At 62.1% G+C, this 19,286-nt stretch carries 19 protein-coding genes and 1 pseudogene; 9 read left to right on the top strand and 11 right to left on the bottom strand.

Annotated features, from left to right (window positions below):
• Window positions 1–65 precede the first annotated feature (65 nt).
• The gene (locus CO660_RS02795) at window positions 66–1,922 is read right to left on the bottom strand and encodes a M3 family oligoendopeptidase (RefSeq protein WP_097597265.1); all 1,857 of its coding nucleotides are present in this window, start codon (window positions 1,920–1,922) and stop codon (window positions 66–68) included.
• 207 nt (window positions 1,923–2,129) lie between these two features.
• Between CO660_RS02795 and CO660_RS02800 the strand changes: the two genes are divergently transcribed.
• Complete coding sequence (locus tag CO660_RS02800) at window positions 2,130–3,674, top strand: sigma-54 dependent transcriptional regulator (RefSeq protein WP_097597266.1); 1,545 nt, start codon at window positions 2,130–2,132, stop codon at window positions 3,672–3,674.
• Between the two features lie 178 nt (window positions 3,675–3,852).
• The gene (locus CO660_RS02805) at window positions 3,853–5,694 is read left to right on the top strand and encodes a DUF882 domain-containing protein (protein WP_097597267.1); all 1,842 of its coding nucleotides are present in this window, start codon (window positions 3,853–3,855) and stop codon (window positions 5,692–5,694) included.
• A gap of 159 nt (window positions 5,695–5,853) precedes the next feature.
• On the opposite strand, the gene CO660_RS02810 is transcribed toward CO660_RS02805, so the two are convergent.
• From CO660_RS02810 to CO660_RS02820, 3 genes are all read right to left on the bottom strand, one after another.
• Window positions 5,854–6,117, bottom strand: coding sequence for a DUF2312 domain-containing protein (locus CO660_RS02810; protein WP_008533181.1), 264 nt, complete (start codon window positions 6,115–6,117; stop codon window positions 5,854–5,856).
• A 91-nt stretch (window positions 6,118–6,208) separates the two neighbouring features.
• The gene (locus CO660_RS02815) at window positions 6,209–6,514 is read right to left on the bottom strand and encodes a DUF1244 domain-containing protein (RefSeq protein WP_097597268.1); all 306 of its coding nucleotides are present in this window, start codon (window positions 6,512–6,514) and stop codon (window positions 6,209–6,211) included.
• Between the two features lie 26 nt (window positions 6,515–6,540).
• Window positions 6,541–7,329, bottom strand: a complete 789-nt coding sequence (locus CO660_RS02820) for an N-formylglutamate amidohydrolase (protein ID WP_097597454.1) — start codon at window positions 7,327–7,329, stop codon at window positions 6,541–6,543.
• A 199-nt stretch (window positions 7,330–7,528) separates the two neighbouring features.
• Between CO660_RS02820 and CO660_RS02825 the strand changes: the two genes are divergently transcribed.
• From CO660_RS02825 to CO660_RS02835, 3 genes are all read left to right on the top strand, one after another.
• Window positions 7,529–8,014: a DUF1036 domain-containing protein gene (locus CO660_RS02825; RefSeq protein WP_011426762.1), complete on the top strand. Its 486-nt coding sequence runs from the start codon at window positions 7,529–7,531 to the stop codon at window positions 8,012–8,014.
• Window positions 8,014–9,453 (top strand): pyruvate kinase, encoded by a 1,440-nt coding sequence (gene pyk, locus CO660_RS02830; RefSeq protein WP_097597269.1) that lies wholly within the window; start codon window positions 8,014–8,016, stop codon window positions 9,451–9,453. The genes CO660_RS02825 and pyk overlap by 1 nt, the downstream gene beginning before the upstream one ends.
• 125 nt (window positions 9,454–9,578) lie before the next feature.
• Window positions 9,579–10,211, top strand: a complete 633-nt coding sequence (locus tag CO660_RS02835; RefSeq protein WP_097597270.1) for a LysE family translocator — start codon at window positions 9,579–9,581, stop codon at window positions 10,209–10,211.
• A 2-nt stretch (window positions 10,212–10,213) separates the two neighbouring features.
• Here the strand turns inward: CO660_RS02835 and CO660_RS02840 are convergent, their stop codons facing one another.
• Genes CO660_RS02840 through CO660_RS02850 form a run of 3 tightly spaced genes read right to left on the bottom strand, consistent with a single transcriptional unit; the run spans window position 10,214 to window position 11,579 of the window.
• Window positions 10,214–10,765, bottom strand: a complete 552-nt coding sequence (locus CO660_RS02840; protein ID WP_097597271.1) for a DUF4865 family protein — start codon at window positions 10,763–10,765, stop codon at window positions 10,214–10,216.
• On the bottom strand, window positions 10,762–11,163 hold the full coding sequence (locus CO660_RS02845; protein WP_097597272.1) for a cupin domain-containing protein: 402 nt from the start codon (window positions 11,161–11,163) through the stop codon (window positions 10,762–10,764). Before CO660_RS02845 ends, CO660_RS02840 begins: the two co-directional genes overlap by 4 nt.
• Complete coding sequence (locus tag CO660_RS02850; RefSeq protein ID WP_097597273.1) at window positions 11,160–11,579, bottom strand: tautomerase family protein; 420 nt, start codon at window positions 11,577–11,579, stop codon at window positions 11,160–11,162. The genes CO660_RS02845 and CO660_RS02850 overlap by 4 nt, the downstream gene beginning before the upstream one ends.
• Window positions 11,580–11,696: 117 nt before the next feature.
• On the opposite strand from CO660_RS02850, the gene CO660_RS02855 reads away from it, so the two are divergent.
• Window positions 11,697–12,605 carry a LysR substrate-binding domain-containing protein gene (locus CO660_RS02855; protein WP_097597456.1) on the top strand — a complete coding sequence of 303 codons (909 nt, stop codon included), beginning with the start codon at window positions 11,697–11,699 and terminating at the stop codon, window positions 12,603–12,605.
• Between the two features lie 8 nt (window positions 12,606–12,613).
• Window positions 12,614–12,733 (top strand): annotated as a pseudogene (locus tag CO660_RS33695) (phytanoyl-CoA dioxygenase); the annotation flags it as partial.
• 34 nt (window positions 12,734–12,767) lie between these two features.
• Here CO660_RS33695 and CO660_RS02865 read toward each other — a convergent pair.
• Window positions 12,768–13,712 (bottom strand): GlxA family transcriptional regulator, encoded by a 945-nt coding sequence (locus CO660_RS02865; protein ID WP_097597274.1) that lies wholly within the window; start codon window positions 13,710–13,712, stop codon window positions 12,768–12,770.
• Between the two features lie 116 nt (window positions 13,713–13,828).
• Between CO660_RS02865 and CO660_RS02870 the strand changes: the two genes are divergently transcribed.
• Complete coding sequence (locus tag CO660_RS02870; RefSeq protein WP_097597275.1) at window positions 13,829–14,626, top strand: SDR family oxidoreductase; 798 nt, start codon at window positions 13,829–13,831, stop codon at window positions 14,624–14,626.
• A gap of 18 nt (window positions 14,627–14,644) precedes the next feature.
• Here CO660_RS02870 and CO660_RS02875 read toward each other — a convergent pair whose 3' ends face one another.
• The 3 genes from CO660_RS02875 to CO660_RS02885 all read right to left on the bottom strand — a co-directional run bounded on the left by CO660_RS02875 (window position 14,645) and on the right by CO660_RS02885 (window position 18,418).
• Window positions 14,645–15,619: a threonine/serine dehydratase gene (locus CO660_RS02875; protein ID WP_097597276.1), complete on the bottom strand. Its 975-nt coding sequence runs from the start codon at window positions 15,617–15,619 to the stop codon at window positions 14,645–14,647.
• Between the two features lie 120 nt (window positions 15,620–15,739).
• Window positions 15,740–17,476 carry a gamma-glutamyltransferase gene (ggt, locus tag CO660_RS02880; RefSeq protein WP_097597277.1) on the bottom strand — a complete coding sequence of 579 codons (1,737 nt, stop codon included), beginning with the start codon at window positions 17,474–17,476 and terminating at the stop codon, window positions 15,740–15,742.
• Window positions 17,477–17,551: 75 nt separating this feature from the next.
• Window positions 17,552–18,418, bottom strand: a complete 867-nt coding sequence (locus CO660_RS02885) for a helix-turn-helix transcriptional regulator (RefSeq protein ID WP_097597278.1) — start codon at window positions 18,416–18,418, stop codon at window positions 17,552–17,554.
• Window positions 18,419–18,532: 114 nt separating this feature from the next.
• On the opposite strand from CO660_RS02885, the gene CO660_RS02890 reads away from it, so the two are divergent.
• The gene (locus tag CO660_RS02890) at window positions 18,533–19,249 is read left to right on the top strand and encodes an SDR family oxidoreductase (RefSeq protein ID WP_097597279.1); all 717 of its coding nucleotides are present in this window, start codon (window positions 18,533–18,535) and stop codon (window positions 19,247–19,249) included.
• Window positions 19,250–19,286: the final 37 nt, after the last annotated feature.

Consider the following 19,286-nt stretch of genomic DNA (forward strand, 5'->3'; position numbering starts at 1 on the left):
CGGCACCTTCTCCCCCGAGGGGAGAAGAGACTCATTGCTGCCTCTCCGCTCCTGGCGACGAGAATTCACCCCTTATCTAATGCTTCCAACTCATCAATCAGCCCTTCGATCATCGACAGGCCCTGGCTCCAGAACGACGGATCGGTGGCGTCGAGGCCGAAAGGCTTCAAGAGTTCAGAATGATGCTTGGTGCCGCCGGCCTTCAGCAGTTCGAAATACTTTTCCTGGAAGCCCTTCTCGGCCTTCTGGTAAACGGCGTAGAGCGAATTGACCAGGCAATCGCCGAAAGCATAGGCGTAGACATAGAAGGGCGAATGGATGAAGTGGGGGATATAGGCCCAATAGGTCTCGTAGCCCTCTGAAATATTGATCGCCGGCCCGAGGCTTTCCGACTGGACGGAGAGCCAGAGTTCGCCGATGTCGTCGGCGGTGAGTTCGCCTGCCTTGCGGGCGGTGTGCAGCTTGCGCTCGAATTCGTAGAAGGCGATCTGGCGCACGACCGTGTTGATCATGTCCTCGACCTTCTGGGCAAGCATCGCCTTGCGCTCGCGCCTGTCGGTCGTCTTTTCCAGGAGCGCGCGGAAGGTCAGCATCTCGCCGAAGACCGACGCGGTTTCGGCCAGCGTCAGCGGCGTCTGGCACATCAACGCGCCTTGCGCGCCGGCGAGAACCTGATGGACACCGTGGCCGAGTTCATGGGCAAGCGTCATGACGTCGCGTGGCTTGCCCATATAATTGACGAGCACGTAAGGGTGTGCCGAGGGAACCGTCGGATGAGCGAAGGCGCCAGGCGCCTTGCCGGGGCGAACCGGGGCATCGATCCATTGCTCGTCGAAGAAGCGCCTGGCGATATCGGCCATCTCGGGGGCGAAATTGCCGTAAGCCGATAGCACCGTGTCCTTCGCGTCGGACCAGGAGATCACGGCGCTCGACGTTTCCGGAAGGGGCGCGTTGCGGTCCCAGAAATTCATCTGCTCCATGCCGAGCCATTTCGCCTTCATTCTATAATAGCGGTGCGAAAGGCGGGGATAGGCTTCGCGGACGGCTGCGGCCAAGGCGTCGACAACCTCTCGCTCGACGCGGTTTGCCAAATGCCTGGAGTCGGCGATATCCTCGAAGCCGCGCCAGCGGTCGGAGATATCCTTGTCCTTGGCAAGCGTATTGGTGATCAGCGTGAAGATGCGGATATTCGCCTTGAAGGTTTCGGCGAGCGCCATGGCCGCCTTGCGGCGCACTTCCGGATCCTTCTCCTGCAGCATGTTCAGCGCCACCTCGAGCGGCACTTTCTCGCCATCGATCTCATAGCGAAGCTCCGCCATGGTTTCATCGAAGAGGCGATTGAAGGCGGAGGCCGATGTCATCGACTTCTCGAGGAAGAGCTGCTCCAGCCTGTCATCGAGCTGATAGGGCTTATCTTTGCGCAGGTCGATCAGCCAGGGGCGATAATGGCCGGCATCGGGGTCATTGGCCATGCAGGCGTCGATCACGGCGTCGTCGATCCGGTTCAGCTCGAGCGCGAAGAACAGGAGATGGCCCGAGAATTCGGTGATTTTGGCCTGGACGTCGCCGTAGAGCTTGCCGTTTGCCGGATTGGTGGTGTCGGAAAAATAAGTGAGGCCGGCAAAGGAGCCGAGGCGGCCCATGATGTCGTCAAGCGCCTCATATTCCTTCAGCGCCGCGCCGATGCCTTCGGTGCCGGTCTTCGCCGCTGCTTCGGCGAGTTTGCCCTTCCACTTTTCTTCGAAAGCGACCGCGGCCTTGCCGGCCTTTTCCATGTCGGCGACGAAGGCGGTGGACGTGGCGGAGGGATAAAGATCCTGCAGCTTCCAAACCGGCAGGTCGCCGAGCGCCGGATCGGCCGCTGCCCCGGCTGGCGTTGCTGGCGAGAAAGAAAACCCGGCGTGCAGGGGCTCGATTTTCATGGGCGCAATTCCTCTCCACTTTATGACAGGTCTGCTTGAATAAGCGCGAGAAGGCCCCGCATCAAGGGCCTTTCGGCGCATAAAAGGCCTCGCTTCGGCACGAAATCGGGCCTTCGCAATCGTTAAAATGCAATTATTTCTCAAAACTGGATGTTCAAGCCTTTCTGCCAGAGTGCGCTTCATGGTTTCGCATGAAGTGGAGCGACAATGACCGGTTACAATGAGCTCAAGGGAGCAGGGCAAATCCTCGTGGTCGAGGACGACCCGGTGCAACGCCGTCTGCTCAAGAACGCAATCGAGCGTCACGGCCATGTCGTGCACCAGGCTGAAAACGGCCGCATCGGCCTGGAAATGGTCAAACGCGACAGCGGCCTTTTCAATGTCATCGTGCTCGATCTGATGATGCCCGAGATGACCGGCCTCGAGTTTCTCGATGCGCTTCACGAATTCGGCACGCAGATCCCGGTCATCGTCCAGACGGGCCAGGGCGGCATCGAGACCGTGGTGCAGGCGATGCGTGCCGGCGCCTTCGATTTCGTCGTCAAGCCGGTGTCGCCCGAACGCATCGCCACCTCGATCTCCAACGCGATGAAGCTAGACCAGCGCGAGGTGAAGGCGCGGGCCGGACGCCGGTCGCGCTCGGGCTCCGTCGGCTTCGACGACATTGTTTCGGCCAGCCCGGCGATGATCCGCGTCATCGATCTGGCCCAGCGGGCGGCCCAGTCCAACATTCCCGTCGTGCTCGAAGGCGAATCCGGCGTCGGCAAGGAGTTGGTGGCCCGCGCTATCCAGTCCGGCGGCGACCGCTCGAACAAGCCTTTCGTCACCGTCAATTGCGGGGCGATCCCGCACAACCTCGTCGAAAGCATCCTCTTCGGCCACGAGAAGGGCGCGTTTACCGGCGCGACCGAACGTCACATCGGCAAATTCATGGAAGCCGATGGCGGCACCATCTTTCTCGACGAGATCGGCGACCTGCCGCTCGAGGTGCAGGTGAAACTCCTGCGGGCCGTGCAGCAGGGCGAGATCGAGACGGTCGGCGCGCGCACCGCGCACAAGGTCAATGTCCGGCTGATCTCCGCGACCAACAAGGATCTGATCGAAGAGGTCAAGAGCGGGCATTTCCGCGAGGACCTCTATTATCGCCTCAACGTCTTCCCGATTACCATTCCGGCGCTGCGCAAGCGCAAGGAAGACATCCCGCATCTGGTGCGCGTCTTTACCGACCGCTTCTCCAGCGAGCAGAAGAGCGGCCGCCGCATGACCGTGAATTCAGGCGCGTTGGCACTGCTGACCGCCTATGATTGGCCGGGCAACATCCGCCAGCTCGAAAATGCGATCTTCCGTGCGGTCGTTCTCGCCGAAGGGCCGGAGCTGACGGAGGCGGATTTCCCGCAAATCGCCGCCCAGCTTCCGGAATATGAAGTGGTGGACCACCTGGCGCTCGTTGCCGACAATGCCGGCCTCGACCCGGATGAAGCCTATGGCGAGGAATACCAGGCGCGGATGCCAAGTGAGGTGCATCACCGCCTGTCGGAGACTTCCGAAAACGCCATTGCCAGTGTCAATCCCTCCGGAGATGTGCGCAAACTTGCCGACGTTGAGGAGGAGCTCATCCGATTCGCGCTCAAATTCTATCGTGGGCAGATGAGTCAAGTGGCGCGCAAACTTGGCATCGGTCGGTCCACACTTTATCGCAAGCTCAAAGATTACGGCATAGATCCCGATAATCCCCAGAAAGATGCGGCTTAGGCCCTATTTATTAAGACTCGGGCAACCACGATTTGTTACTGATCATAAACCACTTGTTAGTGGCTCGTTCACTATGTAAAGAAAAGGTTGATCATGTGTGGCATTTTTGCCATCGTGTGACCGCATTTGACAGTCATCTGGGACAGTACGGGACATTGTCTGTCTGACGGGGATCGAGTTGCCGAATCTGAATGGGAATTCCAAGCCTTCGCGCTTGAGCTGGCGTTCTTTGTGCGCCGACATTTGCGGAAAGGCAGTGAGGACGGCGGCGGCCGCCCTTCTTGCGCTTGCGGTTTCCTCGCCGGTATTCGTCGGTACGCCTTCTCAAGCAGCGGGCGAAACCCGCAGCCTCAAGCTCTATTTCATCCATACCGGCGAAAAGGCCGTCATCACCTACAAGCGCAACGGCAAGTTCGACCCGAAGGGTCTGGAGCAACTGAACCGGTTCCTGCGCGACTGGCGCAAGAACCAGCCGACCAAGATGGATCCGCGCCTGTTCGACCTGATCTGGGAAGTCTACCGCCAGAGCGGTTCGCGAGACTACATCAACGTCGTCTGCGGTTTCCGTTCGCCGGCAACCAACGAGATGCTGCGCGGCCGCTCGCGCAATTCCGGCGTCGCCGAAAAAAGCCAGCACATGCTCGGCAAGGCGATGGACTTCTTCATTCCCGACGTCAAGCTTGCGACGCTCAGGGCCATCGGCATGAAGATGCAGATCGGCGGCGTCGGCTTTTATCCGAAATCCGGTTCGCCCTTCGTGCACATGGATGTCGGCGGCGTTCGCGCCTGGCCGCGTATGAGCCGTGACGAGCTTGTCCGGCTTTTCCCGAACGGCAACACCATTCACATCCCGGCCGACGGCAAGCCGCTGCCCGGTTATCAGCAAGCGATGGCCGACTACAAGCGCCGCGTCAGCGGCACGCAGATCGAGATCGCCAGTGCTTCCGAATCGGCGCCGAAGCATAAGACGCTGTTTGAGGCGCTGTTTGGCGGCGGGGCTGACGAACAGGAAGATGATTCCGACGATTCGGCTCCCGTTGCTGTCGCCAAGGCGACGCCGCCGAAGGCGGAGCCTGCTCCTGCCGAGCCGCCGCAGACCGAAGTCGCAGCCCTGAACGCGCCGGTGCCGCAGGTTCGCCCGGCTTTCAGCAACCAGCCGGCCGGCAGTGAAATGGCCAACGCACTGGTGGCGCCCTCTTCGGGTAACGCCGCGCAGCAGGCCCTCGTCGCGGCGCTTCCGGCTGATCAGGCCCAGCCACAGCAATTCGCCGATCTCAGCGCCTACAGCATTCCCGTTCCCTCGCTTCTCGGTCAGCGCCGCGCGCCGGGTGACGCCGAGGTCGCGTCGATCGATCCGAACATGCAGAACGGAATGCCAGTTCCCACTCCGGTCGAGCGCCCTGCCGTTGCTGAAAATCTGCTTGCTGCGGCGGATGCCGATCCCGAAGCGGAGGCAGACGAGGCCGATCAGGATGGCGGCCTGTCTCCTGCCATCGCCGCCGCGCTCGAGCAGCAGAACAAGGATACGCAAAGCCAGGTCGCCTCGCATGAGCCTCAAATGAGCGTGGAGCAGGCAATCGCCGCCGCGATGCCGCAAAAGGCGCCCGCCGAAAAGCCGTCATTGCAGCTCGCTGCCTTGGCGCCGGCGACGAAGTCGGCAAGCTTCGGCGATGCTTTCGACGCCCCGGCTGCCGAGAGCCCCGCGCCGCAGCCCCTCCCGGTCAAGGGCGGGCGTCCGACGCAGAAGGAAGCCGCCGCAGCCGATGCCAGCCGCGCGACGGTGCGGACCGAGCCGAAGCTGACGCAGAAGATGATCTCGCAGTGGGCGCTGACCAATGCCCGTCTCGAAATGGCCTCCAAACAGGTCAAGGCGCCGCGCTTCGTCAGCCAGACGATGCGCGCCCAACCGACCGCTGTCTATGCCGAGGGCTTCATCGTCAAGACCGCCTCAGTCGACCCGGCCCGTTTCAGCGGCAACGCCGTCAACTTCATGGAAGTGCGTAAGTTCAATACGAACTGAGCTTGCCGATCGCGTCAGACCGAAAACCGCCGGAGCGATCCGGCGGTTTTCTTCTGACTATTCGATCGGCTGGACAGTTGGAGTGCCAGCAAGATACGGCGCAAAAGAAAAGCCGCCGGAAGGTCCGACGGCTTTTATCAAAACAGCGACGTCGGCGAATCAGCCTTCCGGCGGCGCTTCGATCATGCCGAGCGCGTGCAGATAGGTGTCGAGGATGGCTTCCTCCTCCATGCGCTCCTGCTCGTCCTTCTTGCGCAGCGCCACGACCTTCTTCAGGATCTTGGTATCGAAGCCCATTCCCTTGGCTTCGCCATAGACGTCCTTGATGTCGTCGGCGATGGTCTTCTTTTCTTCTTCCAGCCGTTCAATGCGCTCGATGAAAGCGCGAAGCTGATCGCGGGCGACGCCATGAGCATCAGACATCGTGTTCTCCTGATTTTTCGGTGATCAATTCGGGATGCACGTGACTGCCGCGAAGCGGCGTCACGGTCAAGCCTGTTAAAGGCCAAGCGGACTATTTGTGTGGCTTGTTCAGCTCAAATGCCGCCTTTTGCACAGGCGAGGCCTCCTTCTGGTGGAGGTTCTTCCAGTCCTCGTAGGGCATGCCGTAGATCATCTCACGCGATTCGTCCCGGCTGACCGGAACACCTTCGGCCTCGGCGGCCTCGCGATACCAGTTCGACAGGCAGTTGCGGCAGAAGCCGGCCAGGTTCATCAGATCGATGTTCTGGACGTCGCTGCGGTCACGAAGATGCGCGATCAGACGACGGAAGGCGGCGGCTTCGAATTCGGTCTGTTGTTCCTTGCTGAGCGCAGTCATCTCGCTCTCCTTTCATTCCGTGGGCCTCAATAGGGGCCGGTGCGCGACGGATGGACGTCGTATTCGTGTAGGGCCGGATCCGCATTCATCGCTGCAAAAATCGGCGCTAGGCGCTCGGCCCATGCCGATATGCCGGCTTCATCCGCGATCAAATCCTGACGCACCTCGAGCAGGGCATGTGGGATTCCTGTCACCATACAATGGCGGTACATGGTATCGCCCTTCAAAGCGCCGTCATAGGGTTCGTTGTCGCCAACGACGAGATCGGGATCGGCGCGCAGCATGTCGAGCAGCGGGCCGACGGCGCGCCGGTCGCTGTCCCAAAGAACGGCGGCGTGCCAGGGTCGGGGAATGCTCTTCCACGCCGGCGTGAAAGAATGCAGCGATAGCACCAGCGGTGCCTTGCCGGTGCTATTCGCCACCGCGTCGATCGTGCCTGCCACGGCCTCGTGGTAGGGGCGATGAAAGGCTTCGATCCGGTAAATCCACTCCTGCGGCGTGATCGGGTGATTGCCTGGTATGACGGCGCCGTCCGAGATCTTCATGATCAGGGTCGGGTCGTCCTCCCCTCTGTTCGGGTCGATCAGCAGCCGCGAGAAACCGCCGAGCACTGCCGGTATGCCGAGCCTCGCTGAAAGCTGGCGCGCCAGGCGCTCGATGCCGATGTCATAGGCGATGTGGCGGGCGAAGGCAGACTCCGGCAGGCCGAGCCTTTCATACCGGGCGGGAAGGCGGTTCATTGCGTGATCGGCGAGGATCACCATGCCTTTGTCATGTTTTCCGGGTAGAATTTCGAAGGATTGGAAGTCGTCCATGAAGGAATTGCCGTTGCTCATTGCCCAGTCGCGCCCAGTGATTGCATGAGCCCGCGACCGGTTCAAGCGCGACGGGCGGCGACAGCGGATATGAACCTTTGCGGACCGTTATGAAAGGGAATATAATCGATTAGCATTGCGTTGACTTTCGGATGGCGGCGGCGCAAGAAGGCACGGATATGAATAACCGTGGAGCTATTTGGGAGCCGTGTTGATTCAAGCCGCGCCAAGTTTCCTCACGCGGTCCGGACCGCTGGTCCGACTCGCCCTGTTTGCTCTTGCAGCCGCCATGCCCTTCTTCATCGCAGATGCCGCACGCGCCGATTTTCGCGTGTGCAACGGAACGCAAAATCTGGTTGGGGTAGCGATCGGATACAGAGCCAAAGACGGCTGGATCACGGAGGGCTGGTGGCAGGTGCCGGCAACGACTTGCGCCACGCTGATCGAGGGAGAATTGCAGTCGCGTTATTATTACCTCTACGCAGAGGACGCCGCCCGGGGAGGACGGTGGACGGGGGACGTGCAGATGTGCGTGGCGGAAAACGAATTCAAGATCTCGGGCGTGCAGGATTGTTATGCTCGGGGCTACCAGAAGATGGGATTCAAGGAATATGACACGGGCCGCCAGGGCAGCTGGATGGTTCAACTCTCCGACACCCCAGGGACGCAAGAAAGTCAGAATTGATGAAGCGTAATCGCAAAGTTAAAATCCTCGCCACCCTCGGGCCCGCCTCCGCCGAGGAATCGATGATCGAGAAGCTGCACCAGGCCGGTGCCGATGTCTTCCGCATCAATATGAGCCATGCGAGCCACGACCTCATGCGAACGCTCATCCAGCGCATCCGCTCGGTCGAAGCGCGTTCAGGCCGGCCGATCGGCATTCTCGCCGACCTGCAGGGACCGAAGCTGCGCGTCGGCAAGTTTGTCGACAGCAAGGTCGATCTGAAACCCGGCCAGACCTTCACGCTCGACAACAATGAAGCGCTCGGCGATGCCACACGCGTTTACCTGCCGCATCCCGAGATCCTGGAATCGGTGCAGCCTGGCCACCGTCTGCTGATCGATGACGGCAAGCTCTGCCTGCGCGCCGACAAGTGCGACGGGAAGAGCATCGTCACGACGGTGATCTCCGGCACGCGCATTTCCGACCGCAAGGGTGTCAGCCTTCCCGACACATTGCTCGGCGTCGGTGCGCTGACAGACAAGGACCGGTCCGATCTCGACGCCGTGCTCGCCACCGACGATGTCGACTGGGTGGCGCTTTCCTTCGTCCAGCGTCCAGACGACCTAGCCGAAGTGCGCAAGATCGCCCGCGGCCGCGTCGGCCTGATGTCGAAGATCGAAAAACCGCAGGCTCTCGAGCGCATCGAGGAGATCATCGAGCTTTCCGACGCTCTGATGGTCGCCCGCGGCGATCTCGGCGTCGAAATGCCGCTCGAATCGGTTCCAGGCATTCAGAAGCAGCTGATCCGTGCCTGCCGCCGTTCGGGCAAGCCGGTTGTCGTCGCCACGCAGATGCTGGAATCGATGATTTCAGCGCCGGTGCCGACACGCGCCGAAGTATCAGACGTCGCGACCGCCGTCTTCGAAGGCGCCGATGCCGTCATGCTCTCGGCCGAATCGGCCTCGGGCGACTATCCGGTCGAAGCCGTTTCGACCATGGCCTCGATTGCCACGGCCATCGAGCGCGAGCCGCATTATCCCGGCATCATCTATGCTCAGCGCGCCCAGCCGGAAGCAACCGGCGCCGATGCGATCTCGCTTGCCGCCCGTCAAATCGCCGAAACGCTGAAGCTGTCGGCGATCGTCTGCTACACCTCGTCGGGCACGACGGGTCTCCGCGCCTCGCGCGAGCGCCCGCAGGTGCCGATCCTGGCATTGTCGCCGATCATCAAGACTGCGCGCCGGCTTGCCATCGTCTGGGGCCTGCATTGCGTCGTCACCCATGACGCGACCGATCTCGACGACATGGTCAACCGCGCCTGCCGCATCGTCGCCGACGAAGGTTTCGGCAAGCCGGGCGATCGCATCATCATCTCGGCCGGCGTGCCGCTCGGCACGCCGGGCGCCACCAACATGCTGCGCATCGCCTATATCGGTTCGGACGGCCAGAGCGGCGTCTGATCCGATCGCATCTGTGATGAGCCTGCTGCCTAAAAGGGCGGCAGGCTTTTTTCGTTCATGTGACCAGGCATTGCCAAGGGATGCGGCGCATGCAAGTCTCGATCCTCGGGTTTGGAGGGATCATCATGGATATCGTCACTCTTTTGGCTTTCGCGGCCGTTTCCTTCGTCGGTATCGCCACACCAGGACCGACAGTGCTGCTGGCGTTGACAAATGGTTCTCGGCATGGGCTGCGCCGCGCGGTCGCCGGCATGGTCGGCGCGGTTCTTTCGGATTTCGTCCTGATCGGCGCTGTGGCTGTCGGACTCGGCGCGCTGCTTGCGGCATCGGAATTCTGGTTCTCGATGCTGAAATGGGCGGGTGCCGCCTATCTCACCTTTCTCGGCATCATGCTCTTGCGCTCGAAGGGCACGATCGACGCGGCGCTGAAGTCCGATGAGGCGGCCGCCAGATCGACCTTTTCGATCGGGCTGAAGAGTTTCATGGTCGCGGCGACCAACCCGAAGGGATATCTCTTCTTCTCCGCCTTTCTGCCACAGTTCATCGAGCCCACTCAGCCGCAGACGGCGCAGTATTTGCTGCTCGCCCTTGTCTTCGCTGTGCTCGATTTCATCATCATGTTCGGTTACGCTTTCTTCGGCTCGCAGGCGGTCCGTTTCCTGAAAACGTCAGGCGCCTTATGGCTGGAACGCGCATGCGGTGGCGCGCTGCTCGCCCTTGCGGGGTCGCTTGCCTTTTATCGTCGGGCCACCGCCTAAACTCATCGGGCCAAAGACATATGGCCAACGCGGTAGGTCTGCGCGTCATCGCCGATCTCGGGAGGCTCCCGCCACAAGCTGAAGCGTATGCGGGTCCATGTCGTCGGTTCGAAGCCGGAGACGGAGGCGAGTGCGCCTGCCGCCAGATCGGCTTCGGCCTCTGCGACTTCGGCCCGCCGGAGATCGGCAAGCGGTGCATGGGCTTCAGTCTGCAGAATATTGCGGGTTGCGAACGCGGCCGCGGCGATATCGGGCGAGACTTGCGCCTTCCATACGATCCAGGTCTTCACCTGCGGCCAGCCGAAGGCACTGGTGAGCGCCTGGAAACCCGTGCCGCAGAGGAAGTCGCCTGCCCGTTCCGGCCTCCGCCAGAGGTAGAAGGGCGCATACAGGTTGTCGCGGCTGCCGAATTCGCTGATGCGGGCGCTGAGATAGGCTTTGAAGCCGAGATTGGGGAAGCCGTCGAGCAACGGCCCCTTGTCGCGGATGCGGCGGTCGATGATCGACATGTCGTAATCGGCCGGCAGGGTAAAGCTGTATTGCATAGCGATCATGGCCGTGCCTCCACTGGATCCAGCCATTCGACAAAGCTGCCATTTTCCGCCGGCTGGATGCTGATATAGGTGAACGGGCTGTCAGCGGCGGCGCCATGCCAGTGGCGTTCGCCGGGCGCAAACCAGACCGCATCGCCGGCACGCAATTCCTCAACCGAGCCGCCCTCGTTCTGTGCCAGGCCCTGTCCCGCAAGGACATAGAGCAACTGCCCCTTGGGATGGGTGTGCCAGCGGGTGATGGTGCCCGGATCGAGCGTGGCACGCATCGCGGTATTTTCGCCGTCGGTGCCTTCGAGCAGCATCTCAACCCAGAAGGGCGCGGTTGCCACGCCTTCGGGCGAGCGGGTCACCTTACCAGGTTGCCTGACGGTCATCGATTTCGGGTTCGAAGCGCTCATTGCCGGCCTCCGGCTATCTGCAGCCGCCAGTCTGGATCGGTCATTTGGGCGATTCCGTTGCCGAAGGACCAGTCCTCAGGCGCGCTGGTGCTGACGACGATCATCAGGTCTTCCGGCCGAAGGCCCGGCGATTGGGTCAGCAGCTCGGCGAGCCGCCGATACAGCGCTGCTTTCATCCCCCCCGTTCGCGGCCGGCCGATCGTGACTGAGATATAGACGAAATCGTCCGAGCGAGGGCCGGCAAGATAGCTGCGGTCGAAGATCAGTTCATTCTCATCATGCTGATGGATGGCCTGGAAGCGGTCGTTTTCGGGCACGTCGAAGGTCTCGACCAGTGCGCGCTGGACGTTGTCGGCAAGCGCTGCGAGATATTCCTGTGACTTGCCTTTGCGAAGAGAAATGCGAACGAAGGGCATTGGGATCTCCATGGTTCGGGCCGTCCGGCGGCCTTGACAACAGCATCATCGCAGCACAGGATGATGCTGAAAATCAGAATTTTATGGATCAAATATCCCAAAATTTGGAACAATACGATGCGGCGAACGATCTTCGATCTCGATGTGCTGCGGACCTTTTCGACCGGCATGGAGCTCGGCAATTTCGCCAAGGCGGCGGAAAAGCTTGGGCGTTCGACGTCAGCGGTCAGCGCGCAGCTGAAGAAGCTGGAGGAACAGGCGGGCACCCCAATCTTCCGCAAGGCGGGTCGCGGGCTGGCGCTGACCGATGCCGGCGAAACGATGCTCGGTTATGCCAGACGGTTGCTGGAGCTCAATGACGAGGCGGCGGCGGCCGTGCACAGCATCGAGCTGGAAGGCTGGGTGCGGCTCGGCCTGCAAGAGGATTTCGGCGAGACCCTGTTGCCCGAGGTGCTCGGCCGTTTCGCTCGCGCCCATCCAAAGGTACGCATCGAGGCTCGAGTGGTGCGCAATGCCGAACTGCTCGATCGGGTCACCTCAGGCAAGCTCGACCTGGCGTTGGCCTGGAGCGATGGGACGTTGACGGCACATTGTGAGGCGATCGGCGAGGTGCCGATGTGTTGGATCGGGCCTGCAGAAGGGCAGCCCGTCTGGCATGCTGCGAGTGGCGAGCCAATGCCGCTTGCCTCGCTGGAGGCGCCGTGCCTGTTGCGCAATGCGGCGACCCGGGCGCTTGACGAGGCTGGCATTTCCTGGCGGCTCGCCTTTGTCAGCCCCAGTCTCGGCGGCCTCTGGGCCGCGACGGCGGCGGGCCTCGGTTTTACCATCCGTACCCCGGTCGGCTTACCGGCAAAGGTCCGGACGCTTCAGCAGGAGGCCGTCGGCCTGCCTGGTTTGCCGAAGCTCGGGCTGGTCCTGCATCGGGCCGAGGCCGAACTGCAACCGGCCGCGGCCCGGCTTGCCGAGCTCGTGCAACAGTCGGTGCGGGGCGCCCTGCCAGCGAGTGATGGCCTGATATCTCATTGACCCCGTGGGAAAGGCGCTTCATGGCGCAGCCCGGCCTTGCACGTTCTGAGCCTCTTCGGCTCGAACAGCAGGACGGCGTCTATTCGCCGGTCGATCCCCCGATCCGCCGGGCGCTTCACCTGTCGTAGCGAGAAGGGGCACCGGTGGTCGCCGGCTGGGTACTCACATCTGCCGTTCCAACTGGGCGTTGCGACGGATCGCCTGCGGCGGCTGACCGAAGGCGCGCAAAAAGGCGCGGCGCATGCGTTCGCGATCGGCAAAGCCAGTTTCGTCGGCAACCACGTCGATCGGATGGCGGCTTTGCTCCATCATCAGCCTGGCGGCTTCGAGCCTCAAGTTCTCGACGGCCTTGGCCGGCGATTGGCCCGTTTCCGCGCGGAAGGCGCGGCTGAACTGGCGGGGGCTGAGATGAGCGGCTTCCGCCAGTTCTTCCACCGAAAGCTGAGATTTCAGATTGCTGCGTGCAAAGTCTAGCGCCTTCTGAATGCGGTCCGATTTCGGTTCCAGCTCCAGTAGCGCGGAAAATTGCGACTGATCGCCGGCGCGGCGGTGATAGACGACGAGCATCCGCGCAATGGCGCGGGCGACTTCGATGCCGTGGTCCTTCTCAACCATCGCCAGCGCAAGGTCGATCCCGGCGGTCATGCCGGCGGATGTCCAGACCGAACCGTCGATGATGAAGATGCGATCCTCTTCCACCCTGATCTTCGGATAACGCGCCTTCATCTCGCGGGCGAGGCACCAATGCGTCGTCGCGCGGCGACCGTCGAGAATACCGGCTTCGGCGAGGAAGAAGGCGCCGGTGCAGATCGAAGCGACGCGGCGGGAGGCACCTAGTGCGGCGCGAATGAAGGCGCTTTCGCCAGGCTTCGGCAAGATGAGGTCAGGTGCGCCGACGACGACCAGCGTGTCGAAGACCGGATCGCCGAAAGGCTCGGTCTCGACCGACATGCCGAGCGAGGTGCGCAATGTTCCGCCCGCTTCGGAGATGTAGGTGATGTCATAAGCCTTCCGGCCGAGTTCGAGATTGGTGAACTCGAAGACCGAGACAGCGGCCAGGCTCATGATCTGAAAGCCGGGATAGAGCAGGAAAGCGACGTGCTGCATGGCTGAACCTCCTGTGTCCTAAAAGGTGGTGTATATGACATTCAGGACTTTGGCAATTCGACGTATCGTTCTCTTCAAGCGCGGGGCAAGGGCCAGTGCAACAAAGGAGACGGAGCATGTCACAGGAACATAAGGGTACGGCGCTCGTTACCGGCGCATCCTCGGGCATCGGCGCGATTTATGCGCATCGGCTGGCGCAGCAGGGTTACGATCTGATCATCGTCGCCCGCAATGGGGAGCGGCTGAAGGCGCTGGCAAGCCGCCTAACGACGGAGACCGGCAGGACTGTGGAGACCCTCGTTGCCGATCTGGGCAGCAAGGTGGACTTAGCGCGCGTCGAGGGCGTGCTGAAGCAGGACCGGAGCATCACCCTTCTCGTCAACAACGCCGGCTTTGGGGGAACGGCGCCGCTGCTTTCTGCCGATGTAGACAAAATGCAGGAAATGATCGAACTCAATGTGACAGCGCTGATGCGGCTAACGTATGCCGCCGTTCCCGGTTTCGTCTCGCGCGGCGGCGGCACGATCATTAACATCGCTTCGATCGTCGCAATCGCGCCGGAACTGCTGAACGGCGTCTATGGCGGCACGAAAGCCTTCGTGCTTGCCTTCAGCCAATCGCTGAAACATGAGCTGGCGGAGAAGAACATCCGTATCCAGGCCGTGCTGCCCGGCGCCACCGCGACCGAATTCTGGGGCATCGCCGGCACGCCCGTCGAGCACCTGCCCAATGAGATCGTGATGTCGGCGGAAGATATGGTCGATGCCTCGCTCGCGGGCCTCAAGCAAGGGGAATTCGCAACCATTCCCGCGCTTGAGGACGCCGGCCTGCTGGCCGCCTACGAACAGGCGCGCCAGGCATTGATGCCGAACCTTTCGCGTACGGCGCCCGCCCAACGTTACAGGGCGGCTTGATCAAGCCGCCGGTCTGTCTCAGCCGAAGCGTTCCAACGCCATAGCGAAGATGTCGGTATCGACATTGCCGCCGGAGGTGACGGCGACGACTGTATCGCTTTCCAGCGCCTCACCATGGAAAAGAGCGGCAGCCAGCGCCACGGCGCCGCCCGGCTCGACGACGATCTTCAATCTGACGAAGGCGAGCGCCATGGCGCGCAGCGCCTCCTCGTCGGTGACGACGATGCCGGCGCCGGCGAGGCGCTTCAAGATCGGAAAGGTGATCCTGCCAGGCTCCGGCGTGATGATCGCATCGCAGATCGAACCCGCCATGGAGGCATTGCGCTCGATCCTGCCGGAGGCAAGCGATCGCGTGGTGTCGTCGAAGTTCTCCGGCTCGCAGGGACGGACGCGAAAGCCGGGGGCGCTGGCCTCGAGGGCGAGCGCGATGCCGGACGTCAGTCCGCCGCCACCGCAGGGAACGAGCACCTCGGCTTCCGTTACACCTTCTTCTTCCGCCTGTTCGGAGATTTCGAGACCAGTCGTGCCCTGGCCGGCGATGACAAGCGGTTCGTCGAAAGGCTTGATCAGCGTCAGGCCGTGCTCGGCGGAGAGCCGGGCGCCGATCTCGTCGCGATCCTCGTTGGCGCGGTCGTAGAGTACGACCTCGGCGCCGAAGGCGCGGGTGTTGGCGATCTTCAGCTTCGGCGCATCGCTCGGCATGATGATGACGGCGGGCACCCCGTGCAGCTTGGCGGCAAGGGCGACGCCCTGCGCATGATTACCCGAGGAGAAGGCGATGACGCCGCGCGCGCGTACCGCCGGGTCGAGGCCGGAGACGGCAGACCAGCCGCCGCGAAACTTGAAGGAACCCGAATGCTGCAGACATTCCGCCTTCACGAACAGGCGCCGGCCGGCGATCTCGTTCAGGAAGGGGGAGGAAAGAAGCGGCGTGCGGCGCGCACGACCGCGCAGTCGAGCGCGGGCGGCAACAATCATTTCAATGCTGACCATTCGGGAATCGTCCTGCTTGCGGGATCGCTCATGCATAGGACGGGGCAAACGGTTTGTGAACGGTGACTTTGTCACCGTGACATGAATGACCATGCGCAATGCCCGGCGGCTCGCCGACCGTCAATAGCCGCCCGCCGAGCCTTCTGTCGCGCGGGCGTCCATGGCGCCGTTGTAACGAGCGCCTCCGCCCTTTTCGATGGCGGCAAGGCTTTTGCCGCCGACGAGGATGCCAGCGGCCTGGCCCCAGAGCGGTGCGTCGTTGCCGCCGTCGAAGCTATAGCCCATTGCCGCAAGCATCTTTTCCGTATCCGGCGAGAGCGCATAGGGCTCGAGATAGACCTTGTCGGGCTGCCATTGGTGATGAAACCGCGGTGCGTTGACCGCCTGGCTGATATCCATGCCAAAATCGACGACATTCAAAATCGCCTCCAGCGTGATGGTTATGATGCGCGAACCGCCGGGGCTGCCGATCACCATGAATGGCTTGCCGTCGCGGGTGACGATCGTCGGGCTCATCGAGGAGAGCGGCGTCTTCTTCGGAGCGATGGCGTTGGCTTCGCCCTGAACGAGGCCATAAAGGTTCGGCACACCCGGCTTGGAGGTGAAATCGTCCATCTCGTTGTTGAGCAGAATGCCGGTGCCGGGTGCCACGACCGCTGCGCCGAAGGAGCCGTTCAGTGTATAGGTGACGGCAACCGCATTGCCCTCGTCGTCAATGATCGAATAGTGGGTCGTCTCGTTGCTTTCCTTGCCGCCGAGCGGTTCCAGGTTGGCCGAAGTCCCGGCCTTGTAGGGATCGATCTTTGCTGCGATCTCCTTGGCGTAGCTCTTGTCGAGCAGTTTTTCGACCGGATTGTCGACGAAATCGGGATCGCCGAGGGCCGCGTTGCGGTCGACATAGGCGTAGCGCATCGCCTCGACCATCACATGCACGGTTTCAGCCGAGGCGTAGCCGAGATAGGAGAGCGGATAACCTTCGAGGATGTTGAGGATCTCGCATATGATCACGCCGCCGGAAGAGGGTGGCGGCGAGGAGATGATGTCGTAGCCGCGGTAATTGCACTCGATCGGCTTCAGCTCGCGCACGGCATATTGCTCGAAGTCCTCCTTGGCGAGGATGCCGCCCTTGGCCTGGCTCGCTTTGACGATCGCCTCGGCGGGGGCAGCCTTATAGAAGGCGTCCGGTCCTTTTTCCGAAATGGCCGCCAGGACTGCAGCGAGATCCGGCTGCGCAAGCTTTTCGCCGGAGCCATAGGGCTTGCCGTCCGGTTTCAGGAAAATCTTCGCCGCCGTCTCGTCCTTGGCAAGGCGCTTTGCGCTGCCGGCAAGGATCGCCGCGTCACCCTGTTCCAGCGTGTAGCCCTCCTTGGCGAAGCGGAGCGCCGGCCCGATCAGATCCTGGCGTGAGCGGGTGCCGTATTTGTCGCGAGCCGTCTCGAAACCCATGACGGAGCCTGGAACGCCGACGGCGAGATAGCCATCAAGGCTGGCCCGCGGCACGATATCGCCCTTAGCATCGAGATACATGGTCTTTGTCGCGGCGAGCGGCGCGCGCTCGCGGAAATCGAGGAAAGCCTTGGTGCCGTCTTTCAGGCGGATGGTCATGAAGCCGCCGCCGCCGAGATTGCCGGCCGAGGGATAGACGACCGCCAGTGCATAACCCACGGCGACCGCTGCATCGACGGCGTTGCCGCCGCTCTTCAGCACCTCGACGCCGACATCGGTCGCCAGATGCTGGGCGGTGACGACCATCCCGTGTTCGGCCTCGACTGGTGCGGGCGAGGCCGCGAAGGCCGTCGTCAGAGTTAGCGACAATGCCGATATGACGGAGATCGTCCCGATATGCAGGCGGCCCATGATTTCCCCTCCTATGGACAACAACGGAAAGACATATGGGGCTGCTGCGGCCAGCGGCAATGCGAGGGGTAGGCTTTATGCCGGATCCAGATCCAGCAGTTTGGCGAGTTTGCTGTTGGTATCGTCGTCATCGAGCGGCGTGTAGACGATGAGCTTCATCTCGGGCCGGTTCGTCAGCGCCAGGCCGGTGTGTTCGAAGGACATGCGGCCCATGACCGGATGATCGATGCGCTTGATGCCGGATAGCGGGCTGATCACCTCGTGGCGCTGCCACCAACTGCGGAACTCGTCACTTGCCTGCATGAGCAGTGCAATCAGCCGCTCGAAATCCGGATCGCCGGCATAACGAGCGCTGTCTGCCCGGAACATCGCGAGGGAGACGCGGGCAACCGATTCCCAATCAACGAGCAGCCGGCGATGTGCAGGGTCGACGAAGAGACGATGCATGATGTTGCGCTCGTCGCGCTCAAGCGTGTCATAGCCACCGAAGAGCACATCGGTGGCGCGGTTCCAGGCGAGCACATCCCATCGGCGGCCGAGCACATAGGCCGGTTGATGGGTCAGATTGGCGAGCACGCGCTGCAGCGGCTCGTCGACGTGTTCGGGTGTTGTCGACATCGCCTGTACCGCCTGGCGATTATTGAGGGTGAAGAGGTGCCGGCGCTCGGCGTCATCGAGGCGGAGAGCATCGGCAAGGGCGTTTAGCACCTGTGGGGAGGGGCGGATGTTGCGGGCCTGCTCCAGCCATGTGTACCAGGTGGTGCCGACGCCTGCGAGCATGGCGAGTTCCTCGCGCCTCAGGCCTGGAGTGCGTCGGCGGATGCCTTCCGGTAAGCCGACGTCAGATGGCGCTAGCCGCTCGCGGCGTGAACGCAGGAAGGCCGCGAATTCGCGGCGGCGGGCTTCGAAGACGTCGGTTTTCTGATCCATGGGTCCGATCATATCAGTATCGATACCAGGATAAAATTGGAACTGTTTGCCGTTTTCATTGGGCGCATGGTGCCAAAGTCGCAGGTGATCCCCGCCTGCGGATCAATGAGTTCAAGGAGCAGCATCATGACTTTGCAGCATGTGGTCATCATCGGCGGTTCATCCGGCATCGGCCTTGCCACAGCAAACTTACTTTTGAAACAGGGATACGCGGTCACCATCGCAGGCCGCGACGGCGAAAGACTCGCGGCCGCACAAGCTTCGCTAGTCGGCGATCTGCGCATCGTCGTGCTCGATGCGACGGAGTTTTCAAGCCTAGCAAGAATTTTTGCCGGCATTGGCACCTTCGGCCATCTCGTGCTCGCGATGGGCAGCGGCCATGGCGCAGGTCCCTTCGCAACGCTCGATATGGCGGATCTGCTCGCCGGATTTCAGACCAAACTCATTCCGCATGCGGCTGCGGCACAGGCGGCACTACCCTTCCTTCAACCGGGCGGCAGCATCACCTTCGTCTCTGCGGTCAGCGCCCAAGCGGCGATGCCCGGCACGGCGGGGCTTGCCGCCGTCAATGCCGGAATTGAGGCGATGGTACCGGTACTAGCCGTCGAGTTGAAGCCGCTGCGCGTCAACGGAGTCTCACCCGGGGTCGTCGATACGCCCTGGTGGCATTTCCTGCCATTCGAGCAGCGCAGCAGCGTCTTCGCGGATTTCGCCGGCCGCACGCCGGTCGGCCGTGTCGGCAGGCCGGAGGATATCGCGCAGGCGATCGCATTCCTGATCGAAAGCGGCTTCATGAGCGGTCATGTCGTCACCTGCGACGGCGGTGTGCGGCTCGGCGCCTGAGGGAGGTTGCGAGCGCTCCGCCGAACATCTTGCCAGC

Source organism: Rhizobium sp. L9, from assembly GCF_002531885.1.
In the GTDB taxonomy this organism is placed as follows: domain Bacteria; phylum Pseudomonadota; class Alphaproteobacteria; order Rhizobiales; family Rhizobiaceae; genus Rhizobium.

What these genes read in the sequence shown, in the direction of transcription:
- CO660_RS02795 (WP_097597265.1), bottom strand. Translation starts at nt 1,922, where the DNA reads ATGAAAATCGAGCCCCTGCACGCCGGGTTTTCTTTCTCGCCAGCAACG.
- CO660_RS02800 (WP_097597266.1), top strand. Translation starts at nt 2,130, where the DNA reads ATGACCGGTTACAATGAGCTCAAGGGAGCAGGGCAAATCCTCGTGGTC.
- CO660_RS02810 (WP_008533181.1), bottom strand. Translation starts at nt 6,117, where the DNA reads ATGTCTGATGCTCATGGCGTCGCCCGCGATCAGCTTCGCGCTTTCATC.
- CO660_RS02815 (WP_097597268.1), bottom strand. Translation starts at nt 6,514, where the DNA reads ATGACTGCGCTCAGCAAGGAACAACAGACCGAATTCGAAGCCGCCGCC.
- CO660_RS02820 (WP_097597454.1), bottom strand. Translation starts at nt 7,329, where the DNA reads ATGGACGACTTCCAATCCTTCGAAATTCTACCCGGAAAACATGACAAA.
- pyk (WP_097597269.1), top strand. Translation starts at nt 8,014, where the DNA reads ATGAAGCGTAATCGCAAAGTTAAAATCCTCGCCACCCTCGGGCCCGCC.
- CO660_RS02835 (WP_097597270.1), top strand. Translation starts at nt 9,579, where the DNA reads ATGGATATCGTCACTCTTTTGGCTTTCGCGGCCGTTTCCTTCGTCGGT.
- CO660_RS02840 (WP_097597271.1), bottom strand. Translation starts at nt 10,765, where the DNA reads ATGATCGCTATGCAATACAGCTTTACCCTGCCGGCCGATTACGACATG.
- CO660_RS02845 (WP_097597272.1), bottom strand. Translation starts at nt 11,163, where the DNA reads ATGAGCGCTTCGAACCCGAAATCGATGACCGTCAGGCAACCTGGTAAG.
- CO660_RS02850 (WP_097597273.1), bottom strand. Translation starts at nt 11,579, where the DNA reads ATGCCCTTCGTTCGCATTTCTCTTCGCAAAGGCAAGTCACAGGAATAT.
- CO660_RS02855 (WP_097597456.1), top strand. Translation starts at nt 11,697, where the DNA reads ATGCGGCGAACGATCTTCGATCTCGATGTGCTGCGGACCTTTTCGACC.
- CO660_RS02865 (WP_097597274.1), bottom strand. Translation starts at nt 13,712, where the DNA reads ATGCAGCACGTCGCTTTCCTGCTCTATCCCGGCTTTCAGATCATGAGC.
- CO660_RS02870 (WP_097597275.1), top strand. Translation starts at nt 13,829, where the DNA reads ATGTCACAGGAACATAAGGGTACGGCGCTCGTTACCGGCGCATCCTCG.
- CO660_RS02875 (WP_097597276.1), bottom strand. Translation starts at nt 15,619, where the DNA reads ATGGTCAGCATTGAAATGATTGTTGCCGCCCGCGCTCGACTGCGCGGT.
- ggt (WP_097597277.1), bottom strand. Translation starts at nt 17,476, where the DNA reads ATGGGCCGCCTGCATATCGGGACGATCTCCGTCATATCGGCATTGTCG.
- CO660_RS02885 (WP_097597278.1), bottom strand. Translation starts at nt 18,418, where the DNA reads ATGATCGGACCCATGGATCAGAAAACCGACGTCTTCGAAGCCCGCCGC.
- CO660_RS02890 (WP_097597279.1), top strand. Translation starts at nt 18,533, where the DNA reads ATGACTTTGCAGCATGTGGTCATCATCGGCGGTTCATCCGGCATCGGC.